At 72.8% G+C, this 25,555-nt stretch carries 23 protein-coding genes and 1 tRNA gene; 5 read left to right on the plus strand and 19 right to left on the minus strand.

Annotated features, from left to right (window positions below):
• Positions 1 to 32: 32 nt before the first annotated feature.
• On the plus strand, positions 33 to 881 hold the full coding sequence (locus QRT03_RS15885) for an alpha/beta fold hydrolase (RefSeq protein WP_286053875.1): 849 nt from the start codon (positions 33 to 35) through the stop codon (positions 879 to 881).
• 15 nt (positions 882 to 896) lie between these two features.
• On the opposite strand, the gene QRT03_RS15890 is transcribed toward QRT03_RS15885, so the two are convergent.
• On the minus strand, positions 897 to 2,273 hold the full coding sequence (locus QRT03_RS15890; RefSeq protein WP_286053876.1) for a cystathionine beta-synthase: 1,377 nt from the start codon (positions 2,271 to 2,273) through the stop codon (positions 897 to 899).
• Between the two features lie 93 nt (positions 2,274 to 2,366).
• Between QRT03_RS15890 and QRT03_RS15895 the strand changes: the two genes are divergently transcribed.
• Positions 2,367 to 3,605, plus strand: coding sequence for an acetyl-CoA C-acetyltransferase (locus QRT03_RS15895; protein WP_286053877.1), 1,239 nt, complete (start codon positions 2,367 to 2,369; stop codon positions 3,603 to 3,605).
• Between the two features lie 67 nt (positions 3,606 to 3,672).
• Here the strand turns inward: QRT03_RS15895 and QRT03_RS15900 are convergent, their stop codons facing one another.
• Entirely contained in the window at positions 3,673 to 4,476 is an 804-nt protein-coding gene (locus tag QRT03_RS15900) for a Bax inhibitor-1/YccA family protein (RefSeq protein ID WP_286053878.1), read from the minus strand.
• A 266-nt stretch (positions 4,477 to 4,742) separates the two neighbouring features.
• On the opposite strand from QRT03_RS15900, the gene QRT03_RS15905 reads away from it, so the two are divergent.
• The gene (locus QRT03_RS15905; protein WP_286053879.1) at positions 4,743 to 4,982 is read left to right on the plus strand and encodes an antitoxin; all 240 of its coding nucleotides are present in this window, start codon (positions 4,743 to 4,745) and stop codon (positions 4,980 to 4,982) included.
• 74 nt (positions 4,983 to 5,056) lie between these two features.
• On the opposite strand, the gene QRT03_RS15910 is transcribed toward QRT03_RS15905, so the two are convergent.
• The 8 genes from QRT03_RS15910 to eno all read right to left on the minus strand — a co-directional run bounded on the left by QRT03_RS15910 (position 5,057) and on the right by eno (position 13,174).
• Positions 5,057 to 7,423 (minus strand): SpoIIE family protein phosphatase, encoded by a 2,367-nt coding sequence (locus tag QRT03_RS15910; RefSeq protein WP_286053880.1) that lies wholly within the window; start codon positions 7,421 to 7,423, stop codon positions 5,057 to 5,059.
• An 82-nt stretch (positions 7,424 to 7,505) separates the two neighbouring features.
• Entirely contained in the window at positions 7,506 to 8,393 is an 888-nt protein-coding gene (locus QRT03_RS15915) for a PIG-L deacetylase family protein (protein WP_286053882.1), read from the minus strand.
• A gap of 254 nt (positions 8,394 to 8,647) precedes the next feature.
• Positions 8,648 to 8,721, minus strand: a tRNA-Leu gene (locus tag QRT03_RS15920).
• 13 nt (positions 8,722 to 8,734) lie between these two features.
• Positions 8,735 to 9,439, minus strand: coding sequence for a uracil-DNA glycosylase (locus tag QRT03_RS15925; protein WP_286053883.1), 705 nt, complete (start codon positions 9,437 to 9,439; stop codon positions 8,735 to 8,737).
• A gap of 5 nt (positions 9,440 to 9,444) precedes the next feature.
• The gene (locus QRT03_RS15930; protein ID WP_286053884.1) at positions 9,445 to 10,416 is read right to left on the minus strand and encodes a Ppx/GppA phosphatase family protein; all 972 of its coding nucleotides are present in this window, start codon (positions 10,414 to 10,416) and stop codon (positions 9,445 to 9,447) included.
• Positions 10,417 to 10,779: 363 nt separating this feature from the next.
• On the minus strand, positions 10,780 to 11,277 hold the full coding sequence (locus QRT03_RS15935) for a DUF501 domain-containing protein (RefSeq protein WP_286053885.1): 498 nt from the start codon (positions 11,275 to 11,277) through the stop codon (positions 10,780 to 10,782).
• 3 nt (positions 11,278 to 11,280) lie between these two features.
• Positions 11,281 to 11,880 (minus strand): FtsB family cell division protein, encoded by a 600-nt coding sequence (locus QRT03_RS15940; RefSeq protein WP_286053886.1) that lies wholly within the window; start codon positions 11,878 to 11,880, stop codon positions 11,281 to 11,283.
• A gap of 7 nt (positions 11,881 to 11,887) precedes the next feature.
• Entirely contained in the window at positions 11,888 to 13,174 is a 1,287-nt protein-coding gene (eno, locus tag QRT03_RS15945) for a phosphopyruvate hydratase (protein ID WP_286053887.1), read from the minus strand.
• A gap of 156 nt (positions 13,175 to 13,330) precedes the next feature.
• Between eno and QRT03_RS15950 the strand changes: the two genes are divergently transcribed.
• On the plus strand, positions 13,331 to 13,726 hold the full coding sequence (locus QRT03_RS15950; RefSeq protein ID WP_286053888.1) for a tetratricopeptide repeat protein: 396 nt from the start codon (positions 13,331 to 13,333) through the stop codon (positions 13,724 to 13,726).
• A gap of 4 nt (positions 13,727 to 13,730) precedes the next feature.
• On the opposite strand, the gene QRT03_RS15955 is transcribed toward QRT03_RS15950, so the two are convergent.
• The 7 genes from QRT03_RS15955 to QRT03_RS15985 form a co-directional block, all read right to left on the minus strand.
• Positions 13,731 to 15,119 carry a lytic transglycosylase domain-containing protein gene (locus QRT03_RS15955; RefSeq protein ID WP_286053889.1) on the minus strand — a complete coding sequence of 463 codons (1,389 nt, stop codon included), beginning with the start codon at positions 15,117 to 15,119 and terminating at the stop codon, positions 13,731 to 13,733.
• Positions 15,120 to 15,189: 70 nt separating this feature from the next.
• Positions 15,190 to 16,425, minus strand: coding sequence for an iron uptake transporter deferrochelatase/peroxidase subunit (efeB, locus tag QRT03_RS15960; RefSeq protein WP_286053890.1), 1,236 nt, complete (start codon positions 16,423 to 16,425; stop codon positions 15,190 to 15,192).
• The gene (efeO, locus tag QRT03_RS15965; RefSeq protein ID WP_286053891.1) at positions 16,422 to 17,564 is read right to left on the minus strand and encodes an iron uptake system protein EfeO; all 1,143 of its coding nucleotides are present in this window, start codon (positions 17,562 to 17,564) and stop codon (positions 16,422 to 16,424) included. The genes efeB and efeO overlap by 4 nt, the downstream gene beginning before the upstream one ends.
• A gap of 44 nt (positions 17,565 to 17,608) precedes the next feature.
• Positions 17,609 to 18,457: an iron uptake transporter permease EfeU gene (gene efeU / locus QRT03_RS15970; protein ID WP_286053892.1), complete on the minus strand. Its 849-nt coding sequence runs from the start codon at positions 18,455 to 18,457 to the stop codon at positions 17,609 to 17,611.
• A gap of 78 nt (positions 18,458 to 18,535) precedes the next feature.
• A complete protein-coding gene (locus tag QRT03_RS15975; RefSeq protein ID WP_286053893.1) occupies positions 18,536 to 19,459 on the minus strand; it encodes a nucleoside triphosphate pyrophosphohydrolase in 924 nt (307 codons plus the stop codon).
• Positions 19,456 to 20,466, minus strand: coding sequence for a hypothetical protein (locus tag QRT03_RS15980; RefSeq protein ID WP_286053894.1), 1,011 nt, complete (start codon positions 20,464 to 20,466; stop codon positions 19,456 to 19,458). The genes QRT03_RS15975 and QRT03_RS15980 overlap by 4 nt, the downstream gene beginning before the upstream one ends.
• Positions 20,467 to 20,485: 19 nt before the next feature.
• Entirely contained in the window at positions 20,486 to 21,439 is a 954-nt protein-coding gene (locus QRT03_RS15985) for an asparaginase (RefSeq protein WP_286053895.1), read from the minus strand.
• Positions 21,440 to 21,507: 68 nt separating this feature from the next.
• On the opposite strand from QRT03_RS15985, the gene QRT03_RS15990 reads away from it, so the two are divergent.
• Positions 21,508 to 21,741: a hypothetical protein gene (locus QRT03_RS15990; protein ID WP_286053896.1), complete on the plus strand. Its 234-nt coding sequence runs from the start codon at positions 21,508 to 21,510 to the stop codon at positions 21,739 to 21,741.
• A gap of 2 nt (positions 21,742 to 21,743) precedes the next feature.
• On the opposite strand, the gene QRT03_RS15995 is transcribed toward QRT03_RS15990, so the two are convergent.
• Together QRT03_RS15995 and QRT03_RS16000 are read right to left on the minus strand one after the other, a co-directional pair.
• Positions 21,744 to 22,892, minus strand: a complete 1,149-nt coding sequence (locus QRT03_RS15995; RefSeq protein ID WP_286053897.1) for an RNA-binding domain-containing protein — start codon at positions 22,890 to 22,892, stop codon at positions 21,744 to 21,746.
• Entirely contained in the window at positions 22,889 to 25,489 is a 2,601-nt protein-coding gene (locus QRT03_RS16000) for a site-specific DNA-methyltransferase (RefSeq protein WP_286053898.1), read from the minus strand. Before QRT03_RS16000 ends, QRT03_RS15995 begins: the two co-directional genes overlap by 4 nt.
• Between the last annotated feature and the right edge of the window lie 66 nt (positions 25,490 to 25,555).

Genomic DNA, 25,555 nt, shown 5'->3' on the forward strand with positions numbered 1-25,555 from the left:
GCGGACCCGTCCCCCGTGACGAGGGGGCACCCGTGTCCTTCGATCTGACCGTCGACGACGTCCGCATCCACGGTGAGCGCACCGGCACCGGGCCCCCGGTCCTGCTGCTCCACGGCATACCCGAGACGCACCGGATGTGGGACCGCGTCGCCGAGCACCTGGCCCGCACGCACACCGTGGTCGCGACGGACCTGCGCGGCTACGGCGGGAGCTCCGCCCCGCCGACGCCCCGCGAGCACTCGATGCGGGCACTGGCCGCCGAGCAGGTCGCCGTCATGCGCCGCCTCGGGTACGACCGGTTCGCGGTCGTCGGCCACGATCGCGGCGCCCGGTGCGCGTACCGGATGGCGCTGGACCACCCCGACGTCGTGACCCGGCTGGGCGTCCTCGACGTCGTGCCCACGGCCGAGGCGTACGCCCGCGCCGACCGGGAGTTCGCGCTCGGGTACTGGGTGTGGAGCCTTCTCGCGGCGCCGGCCCCGGTCGCCGAGCAGCTCGTGCTCGGCGCGCCGCGCGCCCTGGTCGACCACATGCTGGACTCCTGGTCGGATGTCCCGGTGTTCGACGAGGCGCGGCGCGAGCTCTACGCCGGGGCCTTCCGCGACCCGGAACGGGTGCACGCCATCTGCGAGCAGTACCGCGCGGCGGCGACGGTCGACGTCGAGCACGACGAGGCCGACCGGGGCCGCGGGCGGATGCGCTGCCCCGTGCTGGTCCTCTGGAGCGCCACCGGCGCGGTGGACGCCTGGTACGACCCGCTCGCCGTGTGGCGGCAGTGGGCCGACGACGTGACGGGGCACGCCGTCGACGCCGGCCACTTCCTGCCCGAGGAGGCCCCGGAGGAGGTCTCCCGGGCCCTCGACGCGTTCCTCGAACCGTGACGGGGGCGGTGCGGCCTACCGCCCGGCGAGGAACGCGAGCACGTCGGCGCGGCTGACGATGCCCGCCGGGCGCCCGTCGGAGATGACCAGCAGGCCGTCGCCGCCCTGCAGCTTGCCCATCGCGTCGGACAGCGCCTCGGAGATGCCGACGGTGGGGAGTGCCGGCGCCAGGTGGTCGGAGACCTTGTCGGTGAGCTGGGCCTTGCCGGTGAACAGCTTGTCCAGCAGGTCCCGCTCGGTGACCGCCCCGCGGACCTCGGCCATCATCACCGGCGGCTCGGCCTGCACGATCGGCATCTGCGAGACGCTGAACTCGCGCATGATCGAGACGATGTCCGAGACCGTCTCGTTCGGGTGCCCGTGCACGAGGTCGGGGATCGAGCCGTCCTTGAGCCGCAGCACGTCGCCGACGGTGTACTCCGTCGTGTCCGCGCCCAGGAAGCCGTAGGACTGCATCCACTGGTCGTTGAAGACCGTGTTCAGGTACCCGCGCCCGCCGTCGGGCAGGAGGACGACGATGACCTCGTCGGGTCCGAGCTCCTCGGCCAGCCGCGCCGCGGCCACCGTCGCCATCCCGCACGAGCCCCCGACGAGCAGGGCCTCCTCGCGACCGAGGCGCCGCGTCATGTGGAAGGAGTCGGCGTCGGAGACGGCGATGATGCGGTCGGCGATCCCGCGGTCGTAGGTCGCGGGCCAGAAGTCCTCGCCGACGCCCTCGACCAGGTAGGGCCGCCCGTCGCCGCCGGAGTACACCGAGCCCAGCGGGTCGGCGCCGACGACCTGCACCCGGCCGTCGGAGATCTCCTTGAGGTACTTCCCGGTCCCCGAGATCGTGCCGCCGGTGCCGACGCCGGCGACGAAGTGCGTGATGCGACCGCCGGTCTGCTCCCAGACCTCCGGGCCGGTCGACTCCACGTGCGACGCCGGGTTGGCCGGATTGGCGTACTGGTTGGGCTTCCAGCCGCCCTCCGTCTCGCGGGCGAGCCGGTCGGAGACCGAGTAGTAGGACTCGGGGTGCTCGGGCTCGACGGCCGCCGGGCAGACCACGACCTCCGCGCCGTACGCGCGCAGCGCGTCGCGCTTGGAGGGCGACACCTTGTCCGGGCACACGAAGATGCAGTGGTACCCGCGCTGCTGGGCGACGATCGCGAGGCCGATGCCGGTGTTGCCCGACGTCGGTTCGACGATCGTGCCGCCGGGCTTCAGCTCCCCCGAGGCCTCGGCCGCGTCGATCATCTTCTCGGCGATGCGGTCCTTCACGGACCCGCCCGGGTTGAAGTACTCGACCTTCGCCAGCACCAGCGGCGCGTCCGGCCCCGTCGGCACGACCTTGTTGAGCTTCACCAGCGGGGTGTGTCCGACGAGGTCGGCGATGTGCTCGGCGTACTGCATGGGCCCCATCCTGCCGAACGCGACCGACACGGACGTGGCTGTGCGGGGAATCACCGCCGTCCGGGGTGGGACCACCGGCCTATCGTGCTCGTCATGGCCACTCCCGACGCCGTGATCGTGTCCGCCGCCCGCTCCCCGATCGGCCGTGCCCGCAAGGGCACGCTCGCCGGCATGCGCCCCGACGACCTCGCCGCGCAGATGGTCCGCGCCGCCCTCGACCAGGTGCCGTCGCTGCCGCCCGGTGAGGTCGAGGACCTCATGCTCGGCTGCGGCCTGCCCGGCGGCGAGCAGGGCTACAACATGGGCCGCATCGTCGCGGTGCAGCTCGGCCTGGACACCGTCCCCGGCACCACGATCACCCGCTACTGCTCCTCGTCGCTGCAGACGGTGCGCATGGCGGCCCACGCGATCCGCGCCGGCGAGGGCGATGTCTTCGTCGCAGCCGGGGTGGAGACCGTCTCGCGCTTCGAGAAGGGCTCCTCGGACGGCCTGCCGGACACGCAGAACCCGCTGTACGACGAGGCCCAGGCCCGGACCGCACAGGCGGCCGCGGAGGGTGCCTCCGAGTGGCACGACCCCCGCGCCGACGGTCTGCTGCCCGACGCCTACATCGCGATGGGCCAGACCGCGGAGAACGTCGCCCTGGCCGAGGGCGTCTCGCGCGAGGCGATGGACCGGTTCGCCGTGCGCTCGCAGAACCTCGCCGAGCAGTCGGCCGCGGACGGCTTCTGGGCCCGCGAGATCACCCCGGTGACGCTGCCCGACGGGTCCGTGGTCGCCGCGGACGACTCCCCGCGCGCGGGCACCACCTACGAGGCCGTCGCCGACCTCAAGCCGGTCTTCCGGCCCGACGGTCGCATCACCGCCGGGAACGCGTGCCCGCTCAACGACGGCGCCGCGGCCCTCGTGGTCATGTCCTCGACCCGCGCCGCCGACCTCGGGATCACCCCGCTCGCCCGGGTCGTCTCCACCGGCGTCACCGGCCTGTCCCCGGAGATCATGGGGCTGGGGCCGATCGGGGCGTCGACGCAGGCGCTGGCGCGCGCCGGGCTCACGATCGACGACGTCGACCTCGTCGAGATCAACGAGGCCTTCGCCGCGCAGGTCATCCCGTCCGCACACGGCATCGGACTGTCGGACTCCGCGATGGAGGCCAAGCTCAACGTCCACGGCGGCTCGATCGCGGTCGGCCACCCGTTCGGCATGACCGGCGCCCGCATCGCGACCACGCTGCTCAACGGCCTGCGCACCAAGGACGCCACGATCGGTCTGGAGACGATGTGCGTCGGCGGCGGCCAGGGCATGGCGATGGTGCTCGAGCGGCTCTCCTGATCCTCCCCACGCACGACGAAGGGCCGCCCCGGGGTGATTCCGGGACGGCCCGTCGTGCGCGCCGCGACTACTCGCCGCGGAAGTAGCTCAGCAGCCGCAGGATCTCGATGTAGAGCCAGACCAGCGTCGTCATGAACCCGAACGCGAGGTACCAGGCGAACTTCGCCGGGACGCCCGCCTTCACGGCCTGGTCGGCCTGGTCGAAGTCCAGCAGCAGCATGAACGCGCCGACCGCGATGCAGACCAGCGAGAAGATGATCGCGAGCGGGCCGCCGTCGCGGAGCCCGATGCCGCCCGTGGTGAAGAACGACACCACGAGGTTGACCAGCATGAGCACGACGACGCCGATGGCGGCGCCGATGACCATCTTGGTCAGGCGCGGGGTCACCCGGATCGCGCCGGTCTTGTAGACCACGAGCATCCCGATGAACACGCCGACCACGCCGACGATGGCCTGGAAGCCGATGCCCGCGTAGCGGTTGCTCGACGCCTCGAAGAACCCGGTGATGGTGCCGAGCGCGAGGCCCTGCGACACCGAGTAGGTCAGGACGAGCGCCGGGTTGGTGCTCTGCTTGAAGATGATGATCAGGGAGACCACGAGACCGACGACGAAGCCGGCGATACCCAGGATCGGGCTCAGCAGCATCGCCGCGGCGATCCCCACCGCGATGGTGATGACGGCGTTCAGCGCGGTCTTCTGGACGACGTCGTCGACGGTCAGCGGCCGGTCCGAGACTCCTGCGGCCGGGGTCGGGCCCACGGGCCCGCCTCCGAAGGCACCGCCCAGGCCCGCCGGCGCGTCCCCGAACCGCGCGTACCCACCGGGTGACGTCGGCAGGTTGCGGAACGCCGGGTTGCTGCTGGTGCGCACTCGTCCTCCTCCACGTGCACCGAGGCGGCCACGTCGACCGCTCTCATCCGTCCCAACGCACGACCCGTGGACCGGGTTCCCGCGCGGGTAAAAGAATTTTTGCATCGAACGCGGCGATCCGGACACACCGGGCGGCGCACTGCGTGATCGGGTCCAGCGTACGGGGGAACGTGGGGGGCCCGATCGGCCCGGCGGTGCATGGATGACCGGGAACCGGGTCACTCTGCCGGGAGCAACAGGTCTCCGAGCACACCGGGAGGTTCGTCGTGGCAGGCCTCGGCGACATGGTGAACAAGGCCAAGGAATGGGCCGGGCAGAACCCCGACAAGGCCGACGGCTTCGTCGACAAGGGTTCCGACGCGGTCAAGGGCAAGTTCGCCGGTCATGATGAGCAGGTGGACCAGGCGTCCCAGAAGGCGAAGGACTTCCTGCACGGGCCGCAGGGCGAGCAGGCCCCGCCCCCGCCGCCGCAGGGCGAGCAGCCGCCGCCCCCGCCGCAGCAGTAGGAGCGACACCCAGCGACACCCACCGACGGCCGGCGTCCCCCACGGGGCGTCGGCCGTCGTCGTCTGCGGGGGGATCAGCTCAGGCGGATCGCGAGCAGCACCGCGTCGTCGCGCAGCCCCTCGGCGCCCATGACCTCGAGGATCCGGTCGCAGATGGCGTCCGCGTCGTCCACGTCGTCCTGCTCGGCGAGCGTCCGGACCAACAGGTCGGTGCGCTCGTCGGGGTCGAGCCCCGGGGCCTCGATCAGCCCGTCGGTGTGCAGGACGAGCAGGTCCCCCGCCTGCAGCAGCACCTCGGTGCAGTCCCGCTCGGCGGCTCGCGTCGCCCCGATGAGCGGCGAGAGGTTGCCGGTCAGGAGCTCGACGGACCCGTCGTTCCGACGCAGCAGGGGCGGGGGGTGCCCGGCGTTGCAGTACCCGAGGATCCAGCCCTCGCCGTCCGCCGGACGCTCGAGGCGACCGAAGACCGCCGTCGCCATCGCGGCCATGTGCATGCCCTGCACGAGGTCGTTGCAGCGGTCGATCACCGCGTCCGGCCCCAGCCCCTCCCACGCGTAGGAGCGCAGGACACCGCGCAGCTCGCCCATCGCCGCCGCGGCCCGCAGGTCGTGCCCCACGACGTCGCCGACCGCGATGCCGACCGCCCCGTCGGGCAGCGGCAGCAGGTCGTACCAGTCGCCGCCGACCTGGGCCCCGTCGGTCGCGGCCAGGTAGCGCGAGGCCACTGTGAGGCCGGGGACCTCCGGGACGGCCGGCAGCAGGCTGCGCTGGAGCGTCTCGGCCGCGCCGTGCTCGCGGGCGTAGAGACGGGCGTTGTCGACGGCGAGCCCGGCGCGGGCGGCGAGGTCGCTCGCCAGGTACAGGTCGCGCTGCGAGTAGCGCCGCCCGTACGGCAGTTCGGTCCCGAGCGTCAGGGCCCCGAGCACCTGCCCGCGGGCGCGCAGCGGCACCACGATCGCCGACCGGGGCCGGAGCTGCTCGTAGCGCTCCAGCAGGTCGCCGTCGTCGCGCAGCCCGTCCGGGCGCACCGGCAGTTCCGGCAGCAGCGACGGCGCCCCGCCGGCGAGGACCCGGTCGACGGGGTCGTCGCCGTCCTCGGTCGGGGTGATCCAGCGCCCGAGCGCGCCCACGGTGTCGGTCTTCGCGTCGTCGCGGTGGTTGACCGCCACCCGGTGCGCCGACGACGGGTCGCCGACCTCCTCGAGCAGGTCGACGCAGCAGTAGTCGGCCAGGGCCGGCACGACGATCCGTGCAAGCGCGCGGGCGGCGCCGCCCGAGTCCAGCGACGCGGTCATGGCGGCGGTGGAGTCGGTGAGCAGACGCAGCTGCTCCCGGGTCTCCTCGGCGGCCGCGAGCGCGGCCCGGCGCTCGTTCTCGACCATCACCCGCTCGGTGACGTCGGCCTGGACGCCGACGAAGTTGACCACGCGGCCGCCGCCGTCGAAGACCGGGGAGATCGACACCTGGTTCCAGAACGCGGTGCCGTCGCGGCGGTAGTTGAGCAGCACCTCGGTGATCGGCCGTTCGTCGGCCAGCGCGCTGCGGATGCGGGCGATCGACGTCGGGTCGGTGTTCGGCCCCTGCAGGAAGCGGCAGTTGCGGCCCAGGACCTCGTCCAGGTCGTACCCGGTGAGGCGGGTGAACGCGGGATTGACCCACACCAGCGGGTTCTGCGCGCGGTCCGGGTCGGAGATCGTGAAGGACAGCTCGGTGGCGACGACGGCGCGGTCGCGCATCATCTCGAGGTGGCGCTGGGCGCCCGCCCCGGAGAGCTGCAGGAAGACGACCAGCGCCAACCGGCGACGCTCGTCGTCCTCGGCCTCGGACAGCGGGAAGCCGGTCACCCAGAGCAGGCGCCCCTCGGCCTCCTCGCGTTCCTCGGCGGTGGCCTCGGACCCGCGGCGGGCCGCGTCGGCCACCGCGACCGGCTCCCCGGACACCGGCATGCCCTGGGCGACGCGGGAGAGCGGGGAGGCGGTGTCGCGCATCGGGCGGCCGGACAGGTCGGTCAGCCCCGCCGCCTCGCTCCAGGCGTCGATGTCCAGCGGCAGGCTCGCCTTGCCGCCGGTGAGGTCCTGCGCCGAGCCGTTGGCGTAGGTGACCGTGCCCGCGTCCAGGTCGATGAGCGCGACGGCGGCGGGGGCGGTGTGCAGCACCTGCGGCAGGTCACCGCCCCCCGCGTCCAGCGCGAGACCGTCGCGCACGGCGGCGGCCTCGTCGGCCATGTCGGCCATGCCCGCGGGCGCGGACGCCCCGTCACCCACTCCGAACGACGACGGGTCCACGGCGGCCGTCTCGACCGCCGACCCGCGCCACGCCCCGTCCCCCACGTCGTCGATCCCGAGTCCTCCCGTCGCGGTCCCGTCGCGGCCCCCGGCAGCACCCGCCGACGCGACCGCACCCTCGTCGGTGTGGCCGTCGCCGTTCGTCCTGCCCGTCACCCCGGGCAGCCTAGCCACCCGGAGCCCCGTCGGCCCGACACGCCCGCGTCGATACCCTCGGACCGGGCAGGTCGGGTGGGCGTCACACGAGGAAGACCTCGCGCGGGCCCGGGGCCCAGCCGTCGGGCAGCTCGGCGTCGTGCGCGGTCCGCCCGGCGCCACCGGCGGCGGAGAGGAACGCGGCGCTGGCCGCGTGCTTGCGGGCGATGACGGTGTCGGTGAGCAGCACCTGGCGGGCGCGCCGCCACGGCACCTCCGCCGAGTCCGGGCCGGCCCAGGTCCACGCCCGGTCCAGCCACCGCACCAGGCGCACCCGGTACGCGGCGGTGACCACCTCGGCCGCCCGGCCGGCGGCCTCGTGGTCGTCGTCGCCGTCCCCGGACCACGGCGCGAGCACGCACAGCCCGCCCGGATCGTCGGAGAACCCGACGATCTCGCTGATGGCGGCCACCACGTCCGACTCCGCCTGGGCCACCCCGCCGTCGGGCAGACCGAGCCGGTGCCGGCGCACGACCGAGAGGCCGAGCGCCCGGTAGGCGGCCTCGGCCGCCACCTCGTCCGGGTCGGCCTCGGGCTCGGCGTCCACCTCGTCGTCGGACACGTCGTCGTCCAGGGCGCCGGCCACGAGGTCGTCCAGGGTGAAGGCGGGGACGTCGGTGAGGTCGGTGGCGTCGGTGAGCCGACCGTCGGGCGCGGCGTCGGTGACCGGCGGGCAGCTCCACGTCGGCCGCTCGGTGAGGCTGAGCACGTCGACCTCCGCGTGCCGGGACCCGAGGCGGCGCAGCAGCCCGCCGGCGGCCCGGATCTCGTCCCGCGGGTGCGGGGCCACGACCACGATGCGCCGGCAGGAGCGCAGGGTCAGCGGCCGGAGGGCCTCGAGCGCGGACCACGGCCGGCGCATGTCACGACCGAGGACGTCCGGTCTCGACGCCGGGTCGGACCGCCCGTCGGAGTCAGCCACCTCGCTCACCTCCCGGACCCTGATTCTGGCGCACGGATCTCGCCCGTTCGGAGCAACAGCACGGTCGAACGCCGAGCGGTCCGGCGCGCGACGCGAGCGGTCACGACGCGCAGCGACCCGTGCACCCCCACCTCGACGATCCTGGCCCGCCCGGGTGAGATCGGTCCGACGGGGAGCGCACGCCGGAGCGACCATGCGACGTCCGGGGGATGTCGACGCGCCCGACACGGGGTCACCGGCGGATGAACACCCGGTGACCCACGTGCCCCCGGTGGGACTCGAACCCACACTGAAGCGATTTTAAGTCGCCTGCCTCTGCCGATTGGGCCACAGGGGCTCGGTGCCGGACCCTACTGCGCCGGGCCGGCCGCGTGGGCGGCGGCGGCCAGGACCTCCTCGACCATCGCCGGGGTGAGCCGGCCGGTGAACGTGTTCTGCTGGCTCACGTGGTAGCAGCCGAACAACTGCAGCGGCGGGTGGTCCGCGCGGCGGGAGGCCAGCTCGACCGTCACCCCGTGCCCGAAACGCGGGCGCGGCCGGGGCACGACCCACCCGTCTTCGAGCACCGGGAGGAGCGCCTGCCACCCGAAGGCCCCGAGCACGACGACCGACCGCACCCCGGTGAGCAGCGCGAACTCGCGCTCCAGGAACGGACGGCACGTGTCGCGCTCCGCGGGCGTCGGCTTGTTCTCCGGCGGCGCGCAGCGCACCGGCGCGACGATGCGCACGCCGAAGAGCTCCAGCCCGTCGCCCGGGCGGACCGCCGTCGGCTGCGAGGCGAGCCCCACCGCGTGCAGCGCGGCGTAGAGGACGTCGCCCGAGCGGTCGCCGGTGAACATCCGCCCGGTCCGGTTGGCCCCGTGCGCGGCCGGCGCGAGCCCGACGACGGCGACGCGGGCGTCCGCGGGCCCGAAGCCGGGGACCGGACGGCCCCAGTAGGTCTCGTCGCGGAACGCCGCGCGCTTCTCCCGCGCCACCTGCTCGCGCCAGGCCACCAGCCGGGGGCACGCCCGGCACTCGCTGATCTCCGTGTCGAGCGCGGCGAGGGCGCCCACCCGCGTCACTGGGCCCGGCTCGACCGCGCGCACTCCCGGGCGATGCCGTCGAGGATGTCGTGCTCGGAGACGACCAGCTCGGTGACGTCGGTGCGCTCCGCGAGCTCCTCGGCCAGGACGCGCACCACCAGCGAGCCGCCGCCGATGACGTCGACCCGCCCGGGGTGCATCGGCCCCAGCGCGGCGCGCTCGGACCGGGGCATCGCCTCCAGGCGCAGGCAGGTCTCGCGCACCTCGTCGAGCCCGAGCCGCGCCAGGTGGATCTTCTCCGGGGCGTAGCTCCGCAGGCCCATCGCGACCGCGGCGATCGTGGTCGCGGTCCCGGCCACCGCGACCCACGTCTGCACCTGCCCCACGTCCACCGCCTCGAACGCGGGCGCGAGCGTCTCGCGGGTGAACGCCTCGGCCTCGGCGACCTGCGCGGCCGACGGCGGGTCGTCGTGCAGGATCTTCTCGGACAGGCGCACGCACCCGACGTTCGCCGAGTACGCCGCCGCCACCTCGGCCGTCAGCGCGTCCCACGACCCGGTGACCAGCTCGGTCGAGCCGCCGCCGACGTCGGCGACGACGAACGGCCCCTCGTCCGGGTCGAGGTCGGCCACGGCGCCGGCGAAGGACAGCCGGGCCTCCTCCTCGCCCGTGACGACCTCGGCCTCCACGCCCAGGAGGTCGCGCACCATGGAGAAGAACTCGTCGCGGTTCTCGGCGTCCCGGGTGGCCGAGGTGGCGCACAGCCGGACGGTGGTGGTGGACGTGCGCCGCAGCATCTCGCCGTAGGCGAGCAGGGCCTCCTTCGTGCGCGCGAGCGACTCCGGGGCGATCCGGCGGGTCGCGTCCACGCCCTGCCCGAGGCGGTTGATCCGCATCTCCCGGTGGACGTCGACGAGCCACTGCGAGCCGTCCTCGCGGACGGTCACGTCGGCGACGAGCAGGCGGATCGAGTTGGTCCCGCAGTCGATGGCCGCGACGCGCGGCATGGGCACTCCCCGAGGTGGCGTGGACGACGCGCGAGAGGTTACGGCAGGAGCCCATGCCCGCCGTGCGGGAGGCGGGACGGGCTACCGGGCGGTGAGACGGCGGGTGTCGCCGCCCGGTAGCCGGTCCGTGCACCCGCGGGATCCGGCGGAGAATCCCGCGGTGTCCGGTGGGCCGTCCGCACCACCGGGAACCGTGGTCGTCATCACGACGACGGGTCCATCCTGGCCCCTGGAGCAGGTCGGGAGCAATCCGGGACCGGTTCCGACACCGGGCCGTGTCGTCGGATCACCGTGTCGTGCGCGCTCGCGACCCTGCGTGCGGTCCCGACTGTCCAACCGACCTGTCGAGAAGACACGGTCCGGTCACGAGCCGTCGTGGAGATTCACGCACCGCCCCGACGCCCACCAGTCCGGCAGCATCGCCAGGGTCTCGTCGCCGACCGGGTTCGCGCCCGGTCCGTGCGCGAGGGTGTGCGCGACGTGCACGTGCAGGCACTTCACCCGGTCCGGCATCCCGCCGGCGCTGACGTCGGTGCCGAGCGGCTCGATGGCGTCGCGCTCGGCGAGGTAGGCCTCGTGCGCCGCCCGGTACGCCGCGGCGAACTCCGGGTCGCGGTCCAGCCGCTCGGTCTGCTCGCGCATGACGCCCTCGGCCTCGAGGCTGCCGATCCGCGAGGTCAGGCGCGGGCAGGTCGCGTAGTACAGCGTCGGGAACGGCGTGCCGTCCTCGAGGCGGGGCGCGGTCTGCACCGTCGAGGGCAGCCCGCAGGGGCAGCGGTGCGCGATCGCGCGCAGACCGCGCGGCGCGCGGCCGATCTGCGCGGCGATCGCCTCGCGATCACCCTCCTGCACGGGTTCCATGGGTCAGGGCGCGCCCGCTCCGGTCCCCAGCGTCCCCCGGGCCACGCGGGTGTACCAGGGCAGCTCGGCCTCGGACGGCGCGAGCGTGGCGTCGGACGTGCTCGGCGTGCGGGCCGCGTCGCCGGGCAGCTCGACGCGGTAGGGCGTCTCCCCCGGGCGCGCGTAGCCCAGCCGCGCGCGGGCGAGGGCCTCGACGTGGGCCGGGTCCTCCATCGCCGCGCGCTCCCCGCGCAGCTGCGCCGCCTCGGCGTCGAGACGTCCCTGCTGGGCGGCGACCGCCGCGATCTCGTGGCGCTGCGAGACGTAGTTGCGCAGCGGCACGGCCACCGTCAGCGCGAGCGCGCAGACGACGACCGCGAGCAGCGCCGCCCGGCGCGCCGTCGACAGGCCGAGGGCGCCGCGGGTGGCGTGGACCGCCCGGGCCGCCGCCTGCGCCGCCGCCGGGGTGTTTCGTGAACGCCCGGACAGCGGGTGGCGCCGCAGCGCCGTCCGCTGTGGGTCCCGCCGCGGACCCTGGCGGGCCCGTTGCCGGCCCCGCGCACGCGACCCACCCGACGTCGGGACGGAGCCCGTCGTCGGCTGGTCGGGTGCGGGGGCGGCCATGCGCGGCTCAGGCCTCCGGGTCGAACCGGGGGAAGGCGAGGTCACCCGCGTAGCGGGCGGCGTCGCCGAGGTTCTCCTCGATCCGCAGGAGCTGGTTGTACTTCGCGACGCGCTCGGAGCGCGCCGGCGCCCCGGTCTTGATCTGGCCGCAGTTCGTGGCGACGGCGAGGTCCGCGATCGTGGTGTCCTCGGTCTCGCCGGACCGGTGGCTCATCATCGAGCGGTAGCCGTACTGACCGGCGAGGCTCATCGCGTCGAGGGTCTCCGACAGCGTGCCGATCTGGTTCACCTTGACCAGCAGCGCGTTCGCGGCGCGGCGCTCGATGCCCTCCTCGAGACGCTCGATGTTCGTCACGAAGAGGTCGTCGCCGACGATCTGCACGCGGTCGCCCACGTCGGCCGTCATGCGGGCCCAGCCCTCCCAGTCGTTCTCGTCGAGGGGGTCCTCGATCGACACGAGCGGGTAGGCGTCGAGCAGTTCGGCGTAGTACGAGCTCATCTGGGCGGAGGAGCGCTTCTGGCCCTCGAAGGTGTAGGTGCCGTCGCTGAACAGCTCGCTCGCGGCGACGTCGAGCGCCAGCACGACGTCGCGGCCGAGGGAGAGCCCGGCCTGGCCGACGGCCGTGGCGATGAGGTCGAGCGCCTCGCGGTTGTTCGGCAACGACGGCGCGAACCCGCCCTCGTCCCCGAGACCCGTCGAGAGCCCCTGGCGCTTGAGCACCGACTTCAGCGCCTGGTAGACCTCCGCGCCCCAGCGCAGCGCCTCGCGGAAGGTCTCGGCGCCGATCGGCGCGACCATGAACTCCTGGACGTCCACCCCGGAGTCGGCGTGCGCGCCGCCGTTGAGGATGTTCATCATCGGCACCGGCAGCACGTGGGCGTTCGGCCCGCCGACGTAGCGGAAGAGGTCCAGCTCGGCGGACTCGGCGGCCGCGCGGGCGACCGCGAGGCTCACGCCGAGGATCGCGTTCGCGCCGAGGCGCGACTTGTCCGGGGTGCCGTCCAGGTCGATCAGCTTCTGGTCGACGACGCGCTGCTCGGTCGCGTCCATCCCGACGATGCCGGGGCCGAGCTCGTCGAGCACGCCCGCGACGGCCCTCTCGACGCCCTTGCCCAGGTACCGGCCCTTGTCGCCGTCACGCAGCTCGACGGCCTCGTACTCGCCGGTGCTGGCCCCGCTCGGTACGGCCGCACGCGTCAGCGTGCCGTCGTCCAGCGCGACCTCCACCTCGACCGTCGGGGTTCCCCGGGAGTCGAGGATCTCCCGCGCGCCGACCTGCTCGATGACCGCCACGGAATTCCGCCTCCAGGATGTCGGGTTGGTCGCTGGCCGGGCGCCGATGCTAACCGCTCCGCGAGTGTGATCGAGGTGCGCCACGCAGCGTCACAGCGCGCGGCGGTCCGGGTGTCCGCTCTCGCGTCGGGGCCGATCGGGTCCTACCGTGCGGGAATGTCGTCGCCGAGCTCGTCCCAGGAGTCCGGAGTCGGTGCCTTCCGTCGGGCGGAGGAACTGCTCGAACGACGACGACCGCTCGACGCCCTGAAGGCCCTCGGCACGCTCCCCGAGACCGAGAGCGAGGCGGCCTCGGTGCAGCTGCTCGCCGCGCGGGCCTACCTCGCCTCCGCCCAGCTGCGCCGCGCCGAGGCGGGGTTCCTGCGGGTCCTCGAGATCGACCCGGCGGACCACTATGCGCGCTTCGCCCTCGGCCGTTGCCTGCAGCGCCAGTCGCGCCTCGAGGAGGCCCGCGCGCAGCTGCGCATGGCCGCCGCCATGGACCCGCGCCCGGAGTACCAGGAGGCGCTCGGGGAGGTCAGCGCGTCGATCGCGTACCGCCGCGGGGCGTAGCTCCCTACGGCGCGGTGCTGTTCGCGTACGCCTGCGCGGCCGCGTAGACCCGGCGGCCGTAGTCGTCGGAGTAGTTGTACGAGAGCACGGCGTCCCGCCAGCCCTCGCCGGTCGACAGGTCGCGGCCGCCCGCGCAGAGATAGCGCCCGGCGGCGAGGGCGGCGTCGAAGATGTTGTTCGGGTCGGCGCGGCCGTCGTCGTTGCCGTCCGAGCGCCACTTCGCCCACGTGGACGGGATGAACTGCAGCGGACCGACGGCCCGGTCGAGGGTGGGATCGCCGTCCAGGACCCCGCCGTCGGTGTCGGTGATCGTGCGGTTGCCGCTGGTGCCGTCCAGTGGCACGCCGACGATCCGCGGGGTGACATCGCCGCCGGGCGTCACCTGCGCGCCGCGGTAGCGCCCGTGGTTGGACTCGATGCGGGCGAGGCCGGCGATCGTCACCCAGCTCAGGTGGCAGCCGGGGTCGACCTTCTTCATCGCGAGGTCCGCCATGCCGTAGGCCTGCAGGGCGGCCGGCGGGACGTTCGTCCGCGACGCGAGGCCGTTCGCCCACGCCGAGATCGTCGGCGCGCGACCCGGCTGCGACGCGGAGGCCGTACCGGGGAGCAGCGCGGAGGGCGGGGCGAGGGCATCCGGCTGCCCGACCGTGTTCAGGTCGACCTGCGCCGGCGCCACCTCGAGCGCCGGGATCTCCTCCGCGCCGGCGTCGGTCCGCCCGAACTGGCTGCGCTGCTGGAGCACCACGACCGTCCCGACGACCGCCGCCACCAGCACCAGCACCAGCGCCAGCCGCCCGAGCGCCGCCGTGTGCTGCTTCGGCGGTTCCTTCGGCGTGCTCGGTGCGGGTGGCCCGCTGACGGGAGGGGTTCCCGACGTCGGGTCGGGCGCGGCGGCCGGGGTGGGTCGCGGACGCGGGGTCGGCGAGGGGCGTGCGGCTCCGGTGGCCGCAGCAGTGGTGGCAGCGGCGGTCGCGACGCCGTTCCGGTCGCCGTCCCGACCATGATCACCGGAACCAGGAGGATCCGAGGCCTGGGCGTCCGGATCCTCGTCGTTCCGGTGATCTTGGTGGTGCGGGCTCTCGGTGGCGCCGGGTGCGGCGGTCGGCACCCGCAGTCCGCGGGACCGACGGCGGGGCCGGGCAAGTTCGGCGGCCCGAGGCGCTGCAGCGTCATCGACGGGAGCGTCGGCCGGCGGCGCCTCCTCGACCCGGGACGCCGGGCCGGCGTCGAACCAACCGGCCGGACCCGCGCCCGACCTGTCGTCGGGAACGGGGAAGCGGTCGGTCGCCGTGTCCTCCGGCTCCGGACGACGCATCGGTGACGTGACGTCGTCGGGCTCGCCGTCCTCGCCGGACGGGCCCGCTCCGCGGTGGGAGTCGACGCTCGTGCTCATCGGTGGGGAAGGTTACGGGGCGGTCACCGCGCCCCTCCGCGGGCCCGAGGATGCGGTGTCCCGAGGGCGCTCAGGCCTCCAGCAGCGACTGACCCCAGTACGCGCCCTCGCCCAGCCCCGGCGGGCACGCGAACACCGCGGACCCGGTGTGCTCGATGTACTCCATCATCCGGTCGTACCGCGCGAGGGCGCTCTGCATCGGCACGAACTGGCGCTGCGGGTCGCGCATGAACGCGAGGAAGAACAGCCCTGCGTTCAGGTGGCCCGCCCCGTCGCTGCCGTCGACGAAGTTGTAGCCGCGGCGCAGGATCCGCACGCCGCCGAGGGCGGAGGCGGACGCGAGCCGGATGTGGGCGTCGTCGGCGATCAGCGGGGCGGTGAGGTCGATCGGGGCGAACTCGTCGGCGGCACCGATCGGGGCACCGGTGCCCTTCGTGCGGCCGGTGAGGGACTCCTGCTCGGTCAGCGAGGTGCGGTCCCAGGTCTCGACGTGCATCCGGATCCGGCGGGCGACGAGGTAGGTGCCGCCGGCCATCCACGGGGGCCCCTCGCTGCCGGGGACCCACACGTGCTGGTCGAGGGCCGCGGTGTCCTCGGCCTTGAGGTTGTTCGTGCCGTCCTTGAACCCGAACAGGTTGCGGTGGGTCTGCTGCGCGGTCGAGGTCGACGAGGTCCGCCCGAACCCGAGCTGGGACCAGCGCACGGCCGTCGTCCCGAACCCGCTGCGGACGAGGTTGCGCACGGCGTGCACGGCGACCTGCGGGTCGTCCGCGCAGGCCTGGATGCAGAGGTCGCCGCCGGAGAGCGCCGGGTCGAGCTGGTCGCGCTGGAACGGCGGCAGGTCGGCGAGGGCGCGCGGGCGCGGGATGCCGAGCTTGTCGAGCAGGGAGCCGCCGATGCCGAAGGTCAGGGTGAGCGACGCCGCCGGCAGGTCCAGCGCCTCCCCGGTGTCCAGCGGCGGGGCCTCCGGGTTCCGGTTGACCGCCCCGCCGGGAGCGGCCTCCGCACCCGCCGTCATGCGTTCGGCCGCCGACGTCCAGCGCTTGAGCAGGGCGACGACGGCCGGTCGCAGGATCGGACCGGTCGCGGTCACGTCGAGCGCGACGAAGTGCAGCCGGTCCTGCGCGGGCGTGACGATCCCGGCCTGGTGGACGCCGCGGAACGGCACGGTCGCCTGACCGGGGGCCGGGTCCTCGGCACCCGAGCTCCCGACCAGGTAGCCCCCGGCGACACCGGCGCCGACGAGGGCGGTCCCGGCGCCGGCTGCCCCGAGCAGCCGGCGCCGGGAGAAACCGCGCAGACTCATGCCGCGATGATCCCCGCGACCTGACTGACGGGCTCGCCGACGGCGTCCACGGCCTCGGTCATCTTCCTCGTGTCGTCGGGCGTGAGCTCGGTGTAGAGCTTGAACCCGTCGCCGGCCCGGTAGTTCTCGAGCAGCGCGTCGAGCGCGGCGAAGCGCTGATCGAGGGTCTGGCCGAGCACCGGGTCACGCTGGTCGATGATCGGGCGCAGCGCGGACACGGCGGCCTGCGAGCCGTCGACGTTCGCGCGGAAGTCCCACAGGTCGGTGTGCGAGTAGCGGTCCTCCTCGCCGGTGATCTTGCCGGTCGCGACCTCGTCGAGCAGCTCCTTCGCGCCGTTCGCGAGCTGGAGCGGCGTGAGCTGGACACCACCGACGCGGGACTGCAGGTCACGCACGTCGGCCATCAGGCGGTCCGCCATGGCGCCCGAGTCGGGCTGCAGCCCCGTCACCCAGAGGTCCTTCTCGAGGCGGTGGTAGCCGGTGAACTCGACGCCCGGGTCGCGCTCGTCGTCCTCGCGGCCGTCGATCTTCGGGTCGATGTCGCCGAAGGACTCGGCCACGGGCTCGATGCGCTCCCAGTAGGTCCGGCTGACCGGGAAGAGGGCCTGGGCGGCCGGCACGTCACCGCGCTTGACCGCGTCGGTGAACTCGCCGGTCTTCGTCACGAGGGCCTCGGTCTGCGAGGTCGTGTACCGCTGGTAGCCCGCGACCGCGGCGGCCAGGGCGGCGTCTCCCTCGACGGCGGCCGCGGCGTTGCCGGTGACGGTGAACGGGGCGCGGATGCCGTCGCCGACCATGCCCGGCTTGCAGGCGGTGGTGTACGTCCCGCCCTGCGGGATCTCCACGGTCAGCGGCCGGGTGAGACCCGGCCCGATGTTCTCGACCTCGCCGATGATCCGGTCGCCGGCGCCGTAGACGTAGAACTCGGTCACCTTCGCGCCCGCGTTGCGGATGCTGAACGAGACCGTGCCGGCCGGCGCGGAGGCCGCGGACAGGTCGCAGGCGGAGTCGCTCGCGGAGACCGAGATCGGTCCGGGCTGGCCCGGGGCGCCCTCCGGTGCGGCGGTGCTGGTGCAGCCGGCCACGGCGACGGCGGCGAGGGCCGCGGCGAGGGCGGCGAGAGCGGGACGTGCGGACACGGTTCTCCTGTCGGGGACGGCGGGTCGTGCGGGAGGGGGTGCGGTCAGGCCGGGCTGGAGGCCGCGGCCTCGCTGTCGGCGGGCGGCGTGGCCGCGCGCCGCGCCGGGAGGAGGAAGAGCGTGAGGACCACCGCGACGTAGGCGACCCAGACGACCGCCTCGAGCACCGTGGTCTGCGGGGAGAAGTTGAAGATCCCCTTGAGGAGCGTCCCGTACCAGGAGTCGGCGGGGACGGCGGCGCTCACGTCGAAGGCGAGCGTGTAGAGGCCCGGCAGGATGCGGGCCTCCTGCAGGTCGTGGACGCCGTAGGCGAGGATGCCGGCCGCCACGAAGACGAGCAGGACGCCCGTCACGGTGAAGAACTTCCCGAGGTTCAGGCTGAGCGCCCCGCGGTAGATCAGGTAGGCGATGACCACCGAGATCGCGATCCCGACGAGGAAGCCGATCAGGGGACCCGTCGTCGACCCCGCGGCCTGGACGGCGGCGAAGAAGAAGATCGCGGTCTCCAGCCCCTCGCGGCCCACGGCCAGGGCGGCCATGACGACCACCGCGGCGGGGCCCATCGCGATCGCCTTCTCCAGGCCGCCGCGCAGCTCGGCGGAGATCGAGCGGGCGGCCCGGCGCATCCAGAAGATCATCCAGGTGACGAAGCCGACGGCGACGATCGAGAGCCCGCCCCCGAACGCCTCCTGCGCCTCGAAGGTGAGGGCCTGCTCGGTCAGCGTCAGCACCAGGACGACGCCGATGCTCACCGCGATCGCGGCCCCGACGCCGAGCCAGACGCGCGGGAGCTCCCGCCGCCGGTCGGTCTGGACGAGGAAGGCCACCAGGATGCTGACGACCAGCGAGGCCTCGAGCCCCTCACGCAGGCCGATCAGGGCGTTGCCCAGCATGTTCCGTCCGTCCTCACCCTCGTAGGTGAGGTGAGGCTAGCCTTCGCCTCCCGGTGGCGGAAGCACCAGGGTTCACCGTTACTTCACGAGATCGACCTGTCGCGCAGCGCGACGCCAGAACTCCGCATCGCGGGGCGGATCGCCCGAATCCCCTGCTCCTGCCGCTTCCACGGCCCGGACGCGGTCGGCGAACTCCTGCGCCGCGGCGCGGAGGTCGCCCTCCGGGTCGCCCCCCGGTCCGGCCGCCGCGACGACCGCCCGGGCGACCGGCGAGTCCGTCACGGCGAGGGCGGCCAGCACGTCGTCGGGCACCCCGGCCCGGCGGGTGCGACTCACGTACTTGGCGAGCAGCGCGGCCGCGGGCTGGGCCTGCGCGACGCCGTCGAGGACCGATTCGCGACGCTTCTCGGTCGCCTTGAGCTCCTCCCAGCGGCGGTCCTGGTCGGAGGCGGTGACCACGTCCTCGGAGCCGGCGAACACGTGCGGGTGCCGGCCGACGAGCTTCGCCACCAGCTCCGCGGCCACGTCGTCCACGTCGTAGGCGGCACCGTCCTCGTGCTCGGCCGCGACCCGCGCGTGGAACAGCACCTGCAGCAGGACGTCGCCGAGCTCCTCGCGGGAGGCCTCGACGTCGCCCGCGGCCAGGGCGTCGTAGAGCTCGTAGGTCTCCTCGACGAGGTAGCGCAGCAGGCTCTCGTGGGTCTGCTCGGCGTCCCACGGGCATCCGCCCGGCGAGCGCAGCCGGTCCATCACGGCCACCGCCTCGAGCAGCTCGGCCCCGGCCGGCGCCTGCGGGTCGCGGGCGGCGACGAGCACCACCGCGCCCGCCGGCCCCGAGCCGTCGTCAGGAAGAGGAGAGGCGCCGAGGTCCGCGGCGAAGCGGGCGGCGACCGGCTCCGGGAGCGACGGGTCGAGCAGGACGACGGGCGCCGCCGCGACCGTCCGGACCGCGCTCGCGGGCAGGACGGCGCCGAGGCGGGGGTCGACGTGGACCGTGATCACGGCGCGGTCGGGGGGAACGCGACACCGGGGGCGAGCGGCGTGATCGAGCCGGCGGCGGCCGGCGGGGCGACCACCCGGACCTGCGTCGGGTCCCACGTGCCGTAGCGCGGGTTGACCTGCACCCCGATCTCGGCGGCGACCGGCTGGATCGCACGCAGGCCGAACTGGGTCATGGTGCGGTTGTCGACCAGCGCCGCGGGCACCGTGTTCCCGGAGGGCGGCGGGGCGGACAGCGACCGGTCGCGCACGCGCACGACCGTCCAGGGCTGGGTGGTCGGGTCCGGCTTCGGGGCGCCGGGCGCGGTCTCCTGCTGCGGAGCGGAGAGGCTGACGGTGCGCCCGGGCAGGCCGAACAGCAGCGAGGACGCGGTGCGCACCTGCTCGCCGGGCTGGGTGGTGCCGGGGCGCAGGGTCGCGCCGACGATGCGGCCGTCGGCGGGGAGGGCCGCGAGCGGGCCGATCCCGGGGTCGGCGGCGAGCTGGGTGGCCGCGCGCTGCGCCGTCGCCCGGTCGGGGAACGTCCCGACGTCGACGGTCGTGGTGAGCCGGTCGAACTGCCGGCGGCCGATCTCGGCGACCGCGATCTGGTCGAAGATCAGCTCGCGGAGGGTGTCCAGGTCGTAGCCGGCCTGGGCTGCGGTCTGCGGTCCGCCGGCGGCCTGGACGCGCTGCTCGACCAGGGCCGGGTCGATGACGATCCCCTCGCGGCGGGCCGCCTCGACGACCACCTGGTGCAGGATCGCCGTCGTCAGCAGGTCGCGGCTCTGGTCGGCGAGGGCGTTCGCGTCCACCCCGGAGCTCGGGCGGCCCTCCTGCTGGGCCTGCTGGTCGAGCGCCTGCGCGAGCGTGGGGGCGGCGGTCCGCAGCCGCTGGTCGACCAGGTCGCTCGAGATCGTCGCGTTCCCGACGACGGCCGCCGTCCCGGCCCCGACCTGCGGCCCGGCCGCGGTGGAGCAGGCGGTGAGGGCGGAGAGCGCGATCACGGCGATGAGGATCCGGCGCAGCACGCGCGACACCTTCTCACGGTCACGCGACCCCGACGCGCACCATCCACTCGTGGGCTGCCCCGATCGGGTCGTCGGGGTGCGCGGCCAGGGCGACCGCGAGCAACAGACGCGCCTGCCACGGGGACAGGTCCCCGGCGAACAAGGCCCCGGCGCGGGCCAGCTCCGCGCCACCGCCCGCGTAGAGCCCCTCCACCGCGCCCGACCCGGTGCGGCTCGCGACCGCCACCGGCACGCCCCGCTCGATCAACTCCCGGGCCTTCCCGACGACGGGTGGGGTCGCGTTGCCCGCGCCGAACGCGGCGATCACCACGCCCCGGGCGCCGTGCTCCGCCGCGGCGGTGATGGCGTGGTCGTCCGCCCCGACGTACTGGGCGACGACGTCGACGCGAGGCAGGGTGTCCGGCGGGTCGGCGAGGCCGGTGGGCGGGGCGACTGCGTGCTCGCGCACGTGCTGACCGACGCTCGCGAGCGCACCGCGGCCCGGGGCGGCGAAGGCGGTGAGCGCCTCGGCGTCGACCTTGCGGACCCCGATCGCCGGGTACACCTGCCCCGCGAACGTCACCGTGACCCCGGGACGGCCGTGACCGGCCCAGCGCAGGGCGGCGGCGAGGTTGGCCGGGCCGTCGGGCGCCGGGTCGTCGAACGGCCGCTGCGCCCCGGTGACCGTGACGGGCGTCGTGCCGTCGTGGGTCAGCGCCAGCAGGGCGGCGGTCTCCTCCAGGGTGTCCGTGCCGTGGGTGACGACGACGCCGTCGTAGCTCGCGCAGGTCTCCCGGACGGTGCGCGCGAGGGCGGCGAGCTCGTCGAGGGTCGCGGCGAAGGACAGGCGACCGGCCGCGTCGATCGGAGTGACGTCGGCGTCGGTCTCCGTCGTAACGAGCAGGTCCGCGGCGATCGCCGACACCGCCCGACCCTCGGTGGTGGCTCGGGTCGCGATGGTGCCGCCGGTGGCGAGCAGGGCGAGTCGGGTCACGGGTCCAGTGTGGCGGTGACCCGCCCGACGGGGTGCGTCACCGACGGCGTGGCCGGGAAGCCTGCCCCGTGAGCAACGACGACGGGAACGACCCCACCCTGTTCGAGAAGCGCCCCGGCGCCGGCGAGGACAAGCCGGGCGGGGGCCGCTCGAAGCTGCCCGTGGGGGCCATCCTGGGCGCGTTCCTCGCCCTGCTCGTGATCCTCGGCGTCATCCTCTTCATCGGCGCCTCGTGCGGCGCCGGCGGCGGCGGGAACGGCCAGACGACCGGGACGATCCTGCTGCTGACGTCCAGCTTCTGACTTCAGCGGCCGGCCGGCCGACGCGGCAGCGTCAGGACCACCTCGGCGTCGCTGATGGAGATGCCGAGCGTCGTGCCTGCGCTCTTCCTCAACAATCGGGCGATGCGAGGGATGCCGCTACCCGCGCGAGTGGCCAACCCGCTCGCCACGACCCTGCCGTAGATGTAGGGATTCCTCGGGACGTGGACCCCAGACCGCATCGCCTCGGCGTCGACGCTGTTGGGTGGACGGCCGGGAGAGTGGACCTCGACGCGGTCGGAGAAGACCAGCACCCGCGTCGGGGCTGGGATCGTGTAATCGCGGTGGGTCAGCGCGTTGACCACAGCCTCCCGGAGAGCCGCTGCCGGTACGTCCTCGACCCGCTCGGGCTCGAAGCCCTCGATGCGGTGACCCGTGCGCAGGTAGAGCCCGAGGAACTGCACGAGCTGGTCGACGAGGGCGAAGACGTTCCCGGTGAGGTCCTTGCGGTCAAGAAGGTCATCGCCGGGGTCCAGGCCTTCGTACACACCTGCGATCACCCCCGATGAGACGAGGTGGTCCTGCGGCCGCCGTCCGAACACGATCAGGCCACCGACCGTCGGGTGGTCACCGTCGCTCATCCGCCAAGCGCGCAGAATGCGGGCCGGGTCGTCCGACTCGTCCTCGAGCCCGACCTCGACCAGGTGCCGCCCGACCGACTCTGTGTCCAGGGTCGACAGACCGATCTGGCGGAGCGGGACCTCGTCGTAGAAAAGGTCCTGAGCTGCTTGGAACAGTCGCAGGAGCTCTTCGCGGCTCGCAGCCCGGCACCGGGCGCCCGAGCGGACGTAGTACTTCCCGTCTTTCGTCGAGTAGGGGCGTTGGTCGCCCCGCGCGACGTGCAGGACGACGACTCGCCGGCTGTCGATCTCGACGGTCTCAGGCACCACGGTTACGGGCGGGGAGCACCGCTGGAAGGCGACATCGTCGACCTGGAGCAACAACCTGTCGACGTCCGGGACACCGACCACCTCTCCGCCCTCCGCCACCCCGACCACGACCTGTCCACCGTCGGTGTTGGCGAAGCAGACGAAGTCCTTGGCGAGCTCCGCCGTGGCGCCGACCGCTTGCTTGAAGTCGGTGTGCGGGTCCTCCCAGCGAGCGATCTGCGCGCGCAGCTCGTCCGGTGTCATCGGTCGCCAACGTCGATGATCTTCAAGACCTCATCTCCATAGTGGTTGATCGCCTTGACGGCGATCCGACCCGTCGTGGGAGCTGGAAAGGTCCGCGATCGGGTCCCGTACAGCGTCGCCCAAGCCGCCTCGTCGATGTCTGCCCGCAGGGCCTTCTTCAAGCGGGCGTAGGGGTCCACACCGCCGCCCGAGAAGTAGCAGTGCCGGACGAAGAAGGACTCGCCATCGTAGTCGGTGTCGATCATCCACAGCGCGATCTCGTCCGGCTCGTTCGACCGAACCTCGCCCGTCGTCGGGTCGTAGACATCGAGACCTCGGATCTCGACCACCAGTCCCTCCTCACTGCGCTCGACCGCGACGTCCGGCTCGCCGAACACAGTGAACAGATTCGCTGCCTTGGTCTTCTTCAGGAGCTCGTCGCCCATAGCGAGATCTGGATTCATCCGCACCAGGAGAACCGGGAGACGACCCACCGTCCGCTCAGCCGCGACTGCTGCGAAGTCACCAGTTGCGGAGGGCCGGAACTCATCCACCGTCTCGAGTGCCATCGCGTCGAACGCGAACCCGAGGACCAGCAGCAGGTCGTAGCCCTGACCGCGCAGCGCCTCGCGAGCCGCTTCCTTGACCATCTGCGCACTGACTGTGCCGTACTCCGGCCCGAGGCAGACAGCGACCGACTGCGGACTTCCTCCATCGCCGGCCCCCTGTCGGACGCCGACGGCCTGCAGGTACTTGCCGGGGAAGGGCTCGAGTTCCTCGAACTCTAAACGTTCCTGACGGCGACCATTTTGGACACCCGCGGCGCGAAGGTTGTCGAGGATCGACTTCTCGTAGCTCGACGACGCATCCTCGGAGCGACCGGCGACCTCGCTGGCGGGAAGTTCGGACTCATAGGAGACCGACCGATGCGGTGAGAGCGATTCGACGGTGAACGGGCCGGACACCCGCACCTTCTTCTTGTCCTCGTACGGTCGGTCATACAGCAACTCGGTCTCCGCGTGCCGCGCGATCGCCGCGTTGATCTCGTCGCGGCTCATCCCCTCGACGATGTCGGGGTTGTTCGCGATCGACTTCAATGTCACGTGCGGCACCCGCTCGTAGACGAACCCTCGACGGACGTCCTTCCGAGTACTCGACGTCGCAGTGACTCCGTCCCCCCGAAGCGCCGCCTCCTTGCGCTGACCTTCGGGAGAGTCCAGAAGCAGGTAGTAAGGGAGCTGGACGCCCATGACTCGCTGACGGGCGAGCGCGAGTGAGACGCGGGAGGTATCGGTCGTAATCCAGCGACGGCCATGCTGCTCCGCAACGACGCTCGTCGTGCCAGACCCACAGGTCGGGTCCAAGACCAAGTCTCCCGGGTCGGTTGTCATCAGCAGGCAACGCTCGACAGCAGTCGTCGATGTTTGGACTACATACACCTTCGGGTCTGACCTGCTCTGAACGCCTCCGAGGTCCGCCCAGTTACTGGTCAAGCGATAGGCAGGAAAGTCGTCGTGATACCGAACATACGACAGCGTATTGCCGGTCGCAGCTACTCTATGAGCGAGGATCAGCCGATCCATCCCCGACTGATTGGTCTTCCACCTGCTCTGCATTGTCGGTCGAAATTCCTTGCCGTCAATAGTCACAGGAAACCAAGAAGCTGCGCCTTCACCCTTTGCTCGGCCCGCCCCTTGGCTCGTGATATTGTCGTATCGAAATGCCCGCCCCTCGCCCATGGGAACTCGCGACACAGGCACTCGCTCGCCCGAATCGAGCTCAACAGAAGTGTACTTTCCGCCTCCTGCCCCGGCGACCTCTCGCCGTGTAAATATGGGCTTATACTTGACTAACTTTTTGTCCCTTGAATACCACAAGATGTAATCAAGGGTCCCGGGCAGAAATTCGCTCGTTGCACTAGCGGTCTTGGCATAACTGATCTGCGAGATGAAGTTCTCCGAGCCGAATACCTCATCTAGTACCGATCTAACTAAGTGAACATTCTCGTCGCCGATCTGCAAAAAGACCGAACCTGACGTTGTAAGTAGGTCTCGAGACACGATCAGGCGATCACGCAGGTAAGCTAGATACGAGTGAATTCCCAGCTCCCACGTGTCGCGAAACGCCTTGATCTGCTCCACTTCACGCGATGCGTCCTCTAGCTTGCCATCCTTAACGTCGCGCTTCTGCGTCGAAACTTGCCAGTTCGAGCCGAACTTGATCCCATAGGGAGGGTCGAAGTAAATCATCTGAACCTTGCCGCGGAGATCCTCGCGCTCGGCGAGCGAAGCCATGACTTCTAACGAATCACCGAGGATCATGCGGTTCGACCAGTTGGCCGGGTGACGGTAGTACTCGACCGACTCCCAGTCGCTCAGGCCGTCGAAGGCGCCGAAAAGTGAATACTCCGGCTCGTCCTCCTCGCGCTGGGCGGTGCGACGGAGGTTCTCGACGAGCACCCGCGGATCGATCTTCTCCTGGATGTAGATCGGCGGCGCCGTGACGGCGAGGTCGACCGAGTCCTGCTCGTCCTTCCCCCGCCACACGAGCTGCGGGTCCAGCGAGGGGTCGCGGGGGTAGAGCAGCGTCGCGGGCTTCTCGACCTCGGGCGTCACCATCGCGTATCCGTCAGCGGTGGGCAGATTCGAACGCTTGTCGTCGTGCGTCAGCGCTTCAATCGGGGT

The sequence above is a fragment of the Actinomycetospora termitidis genome (assembly GCF_030286555.1).
Lineage (GTDB): Bacteria > Actinomycetota > Actinomycetes > Mycobacteriales > Pseudonocardiaceae > Actinomycetospora > Actinomycetospora termitidis.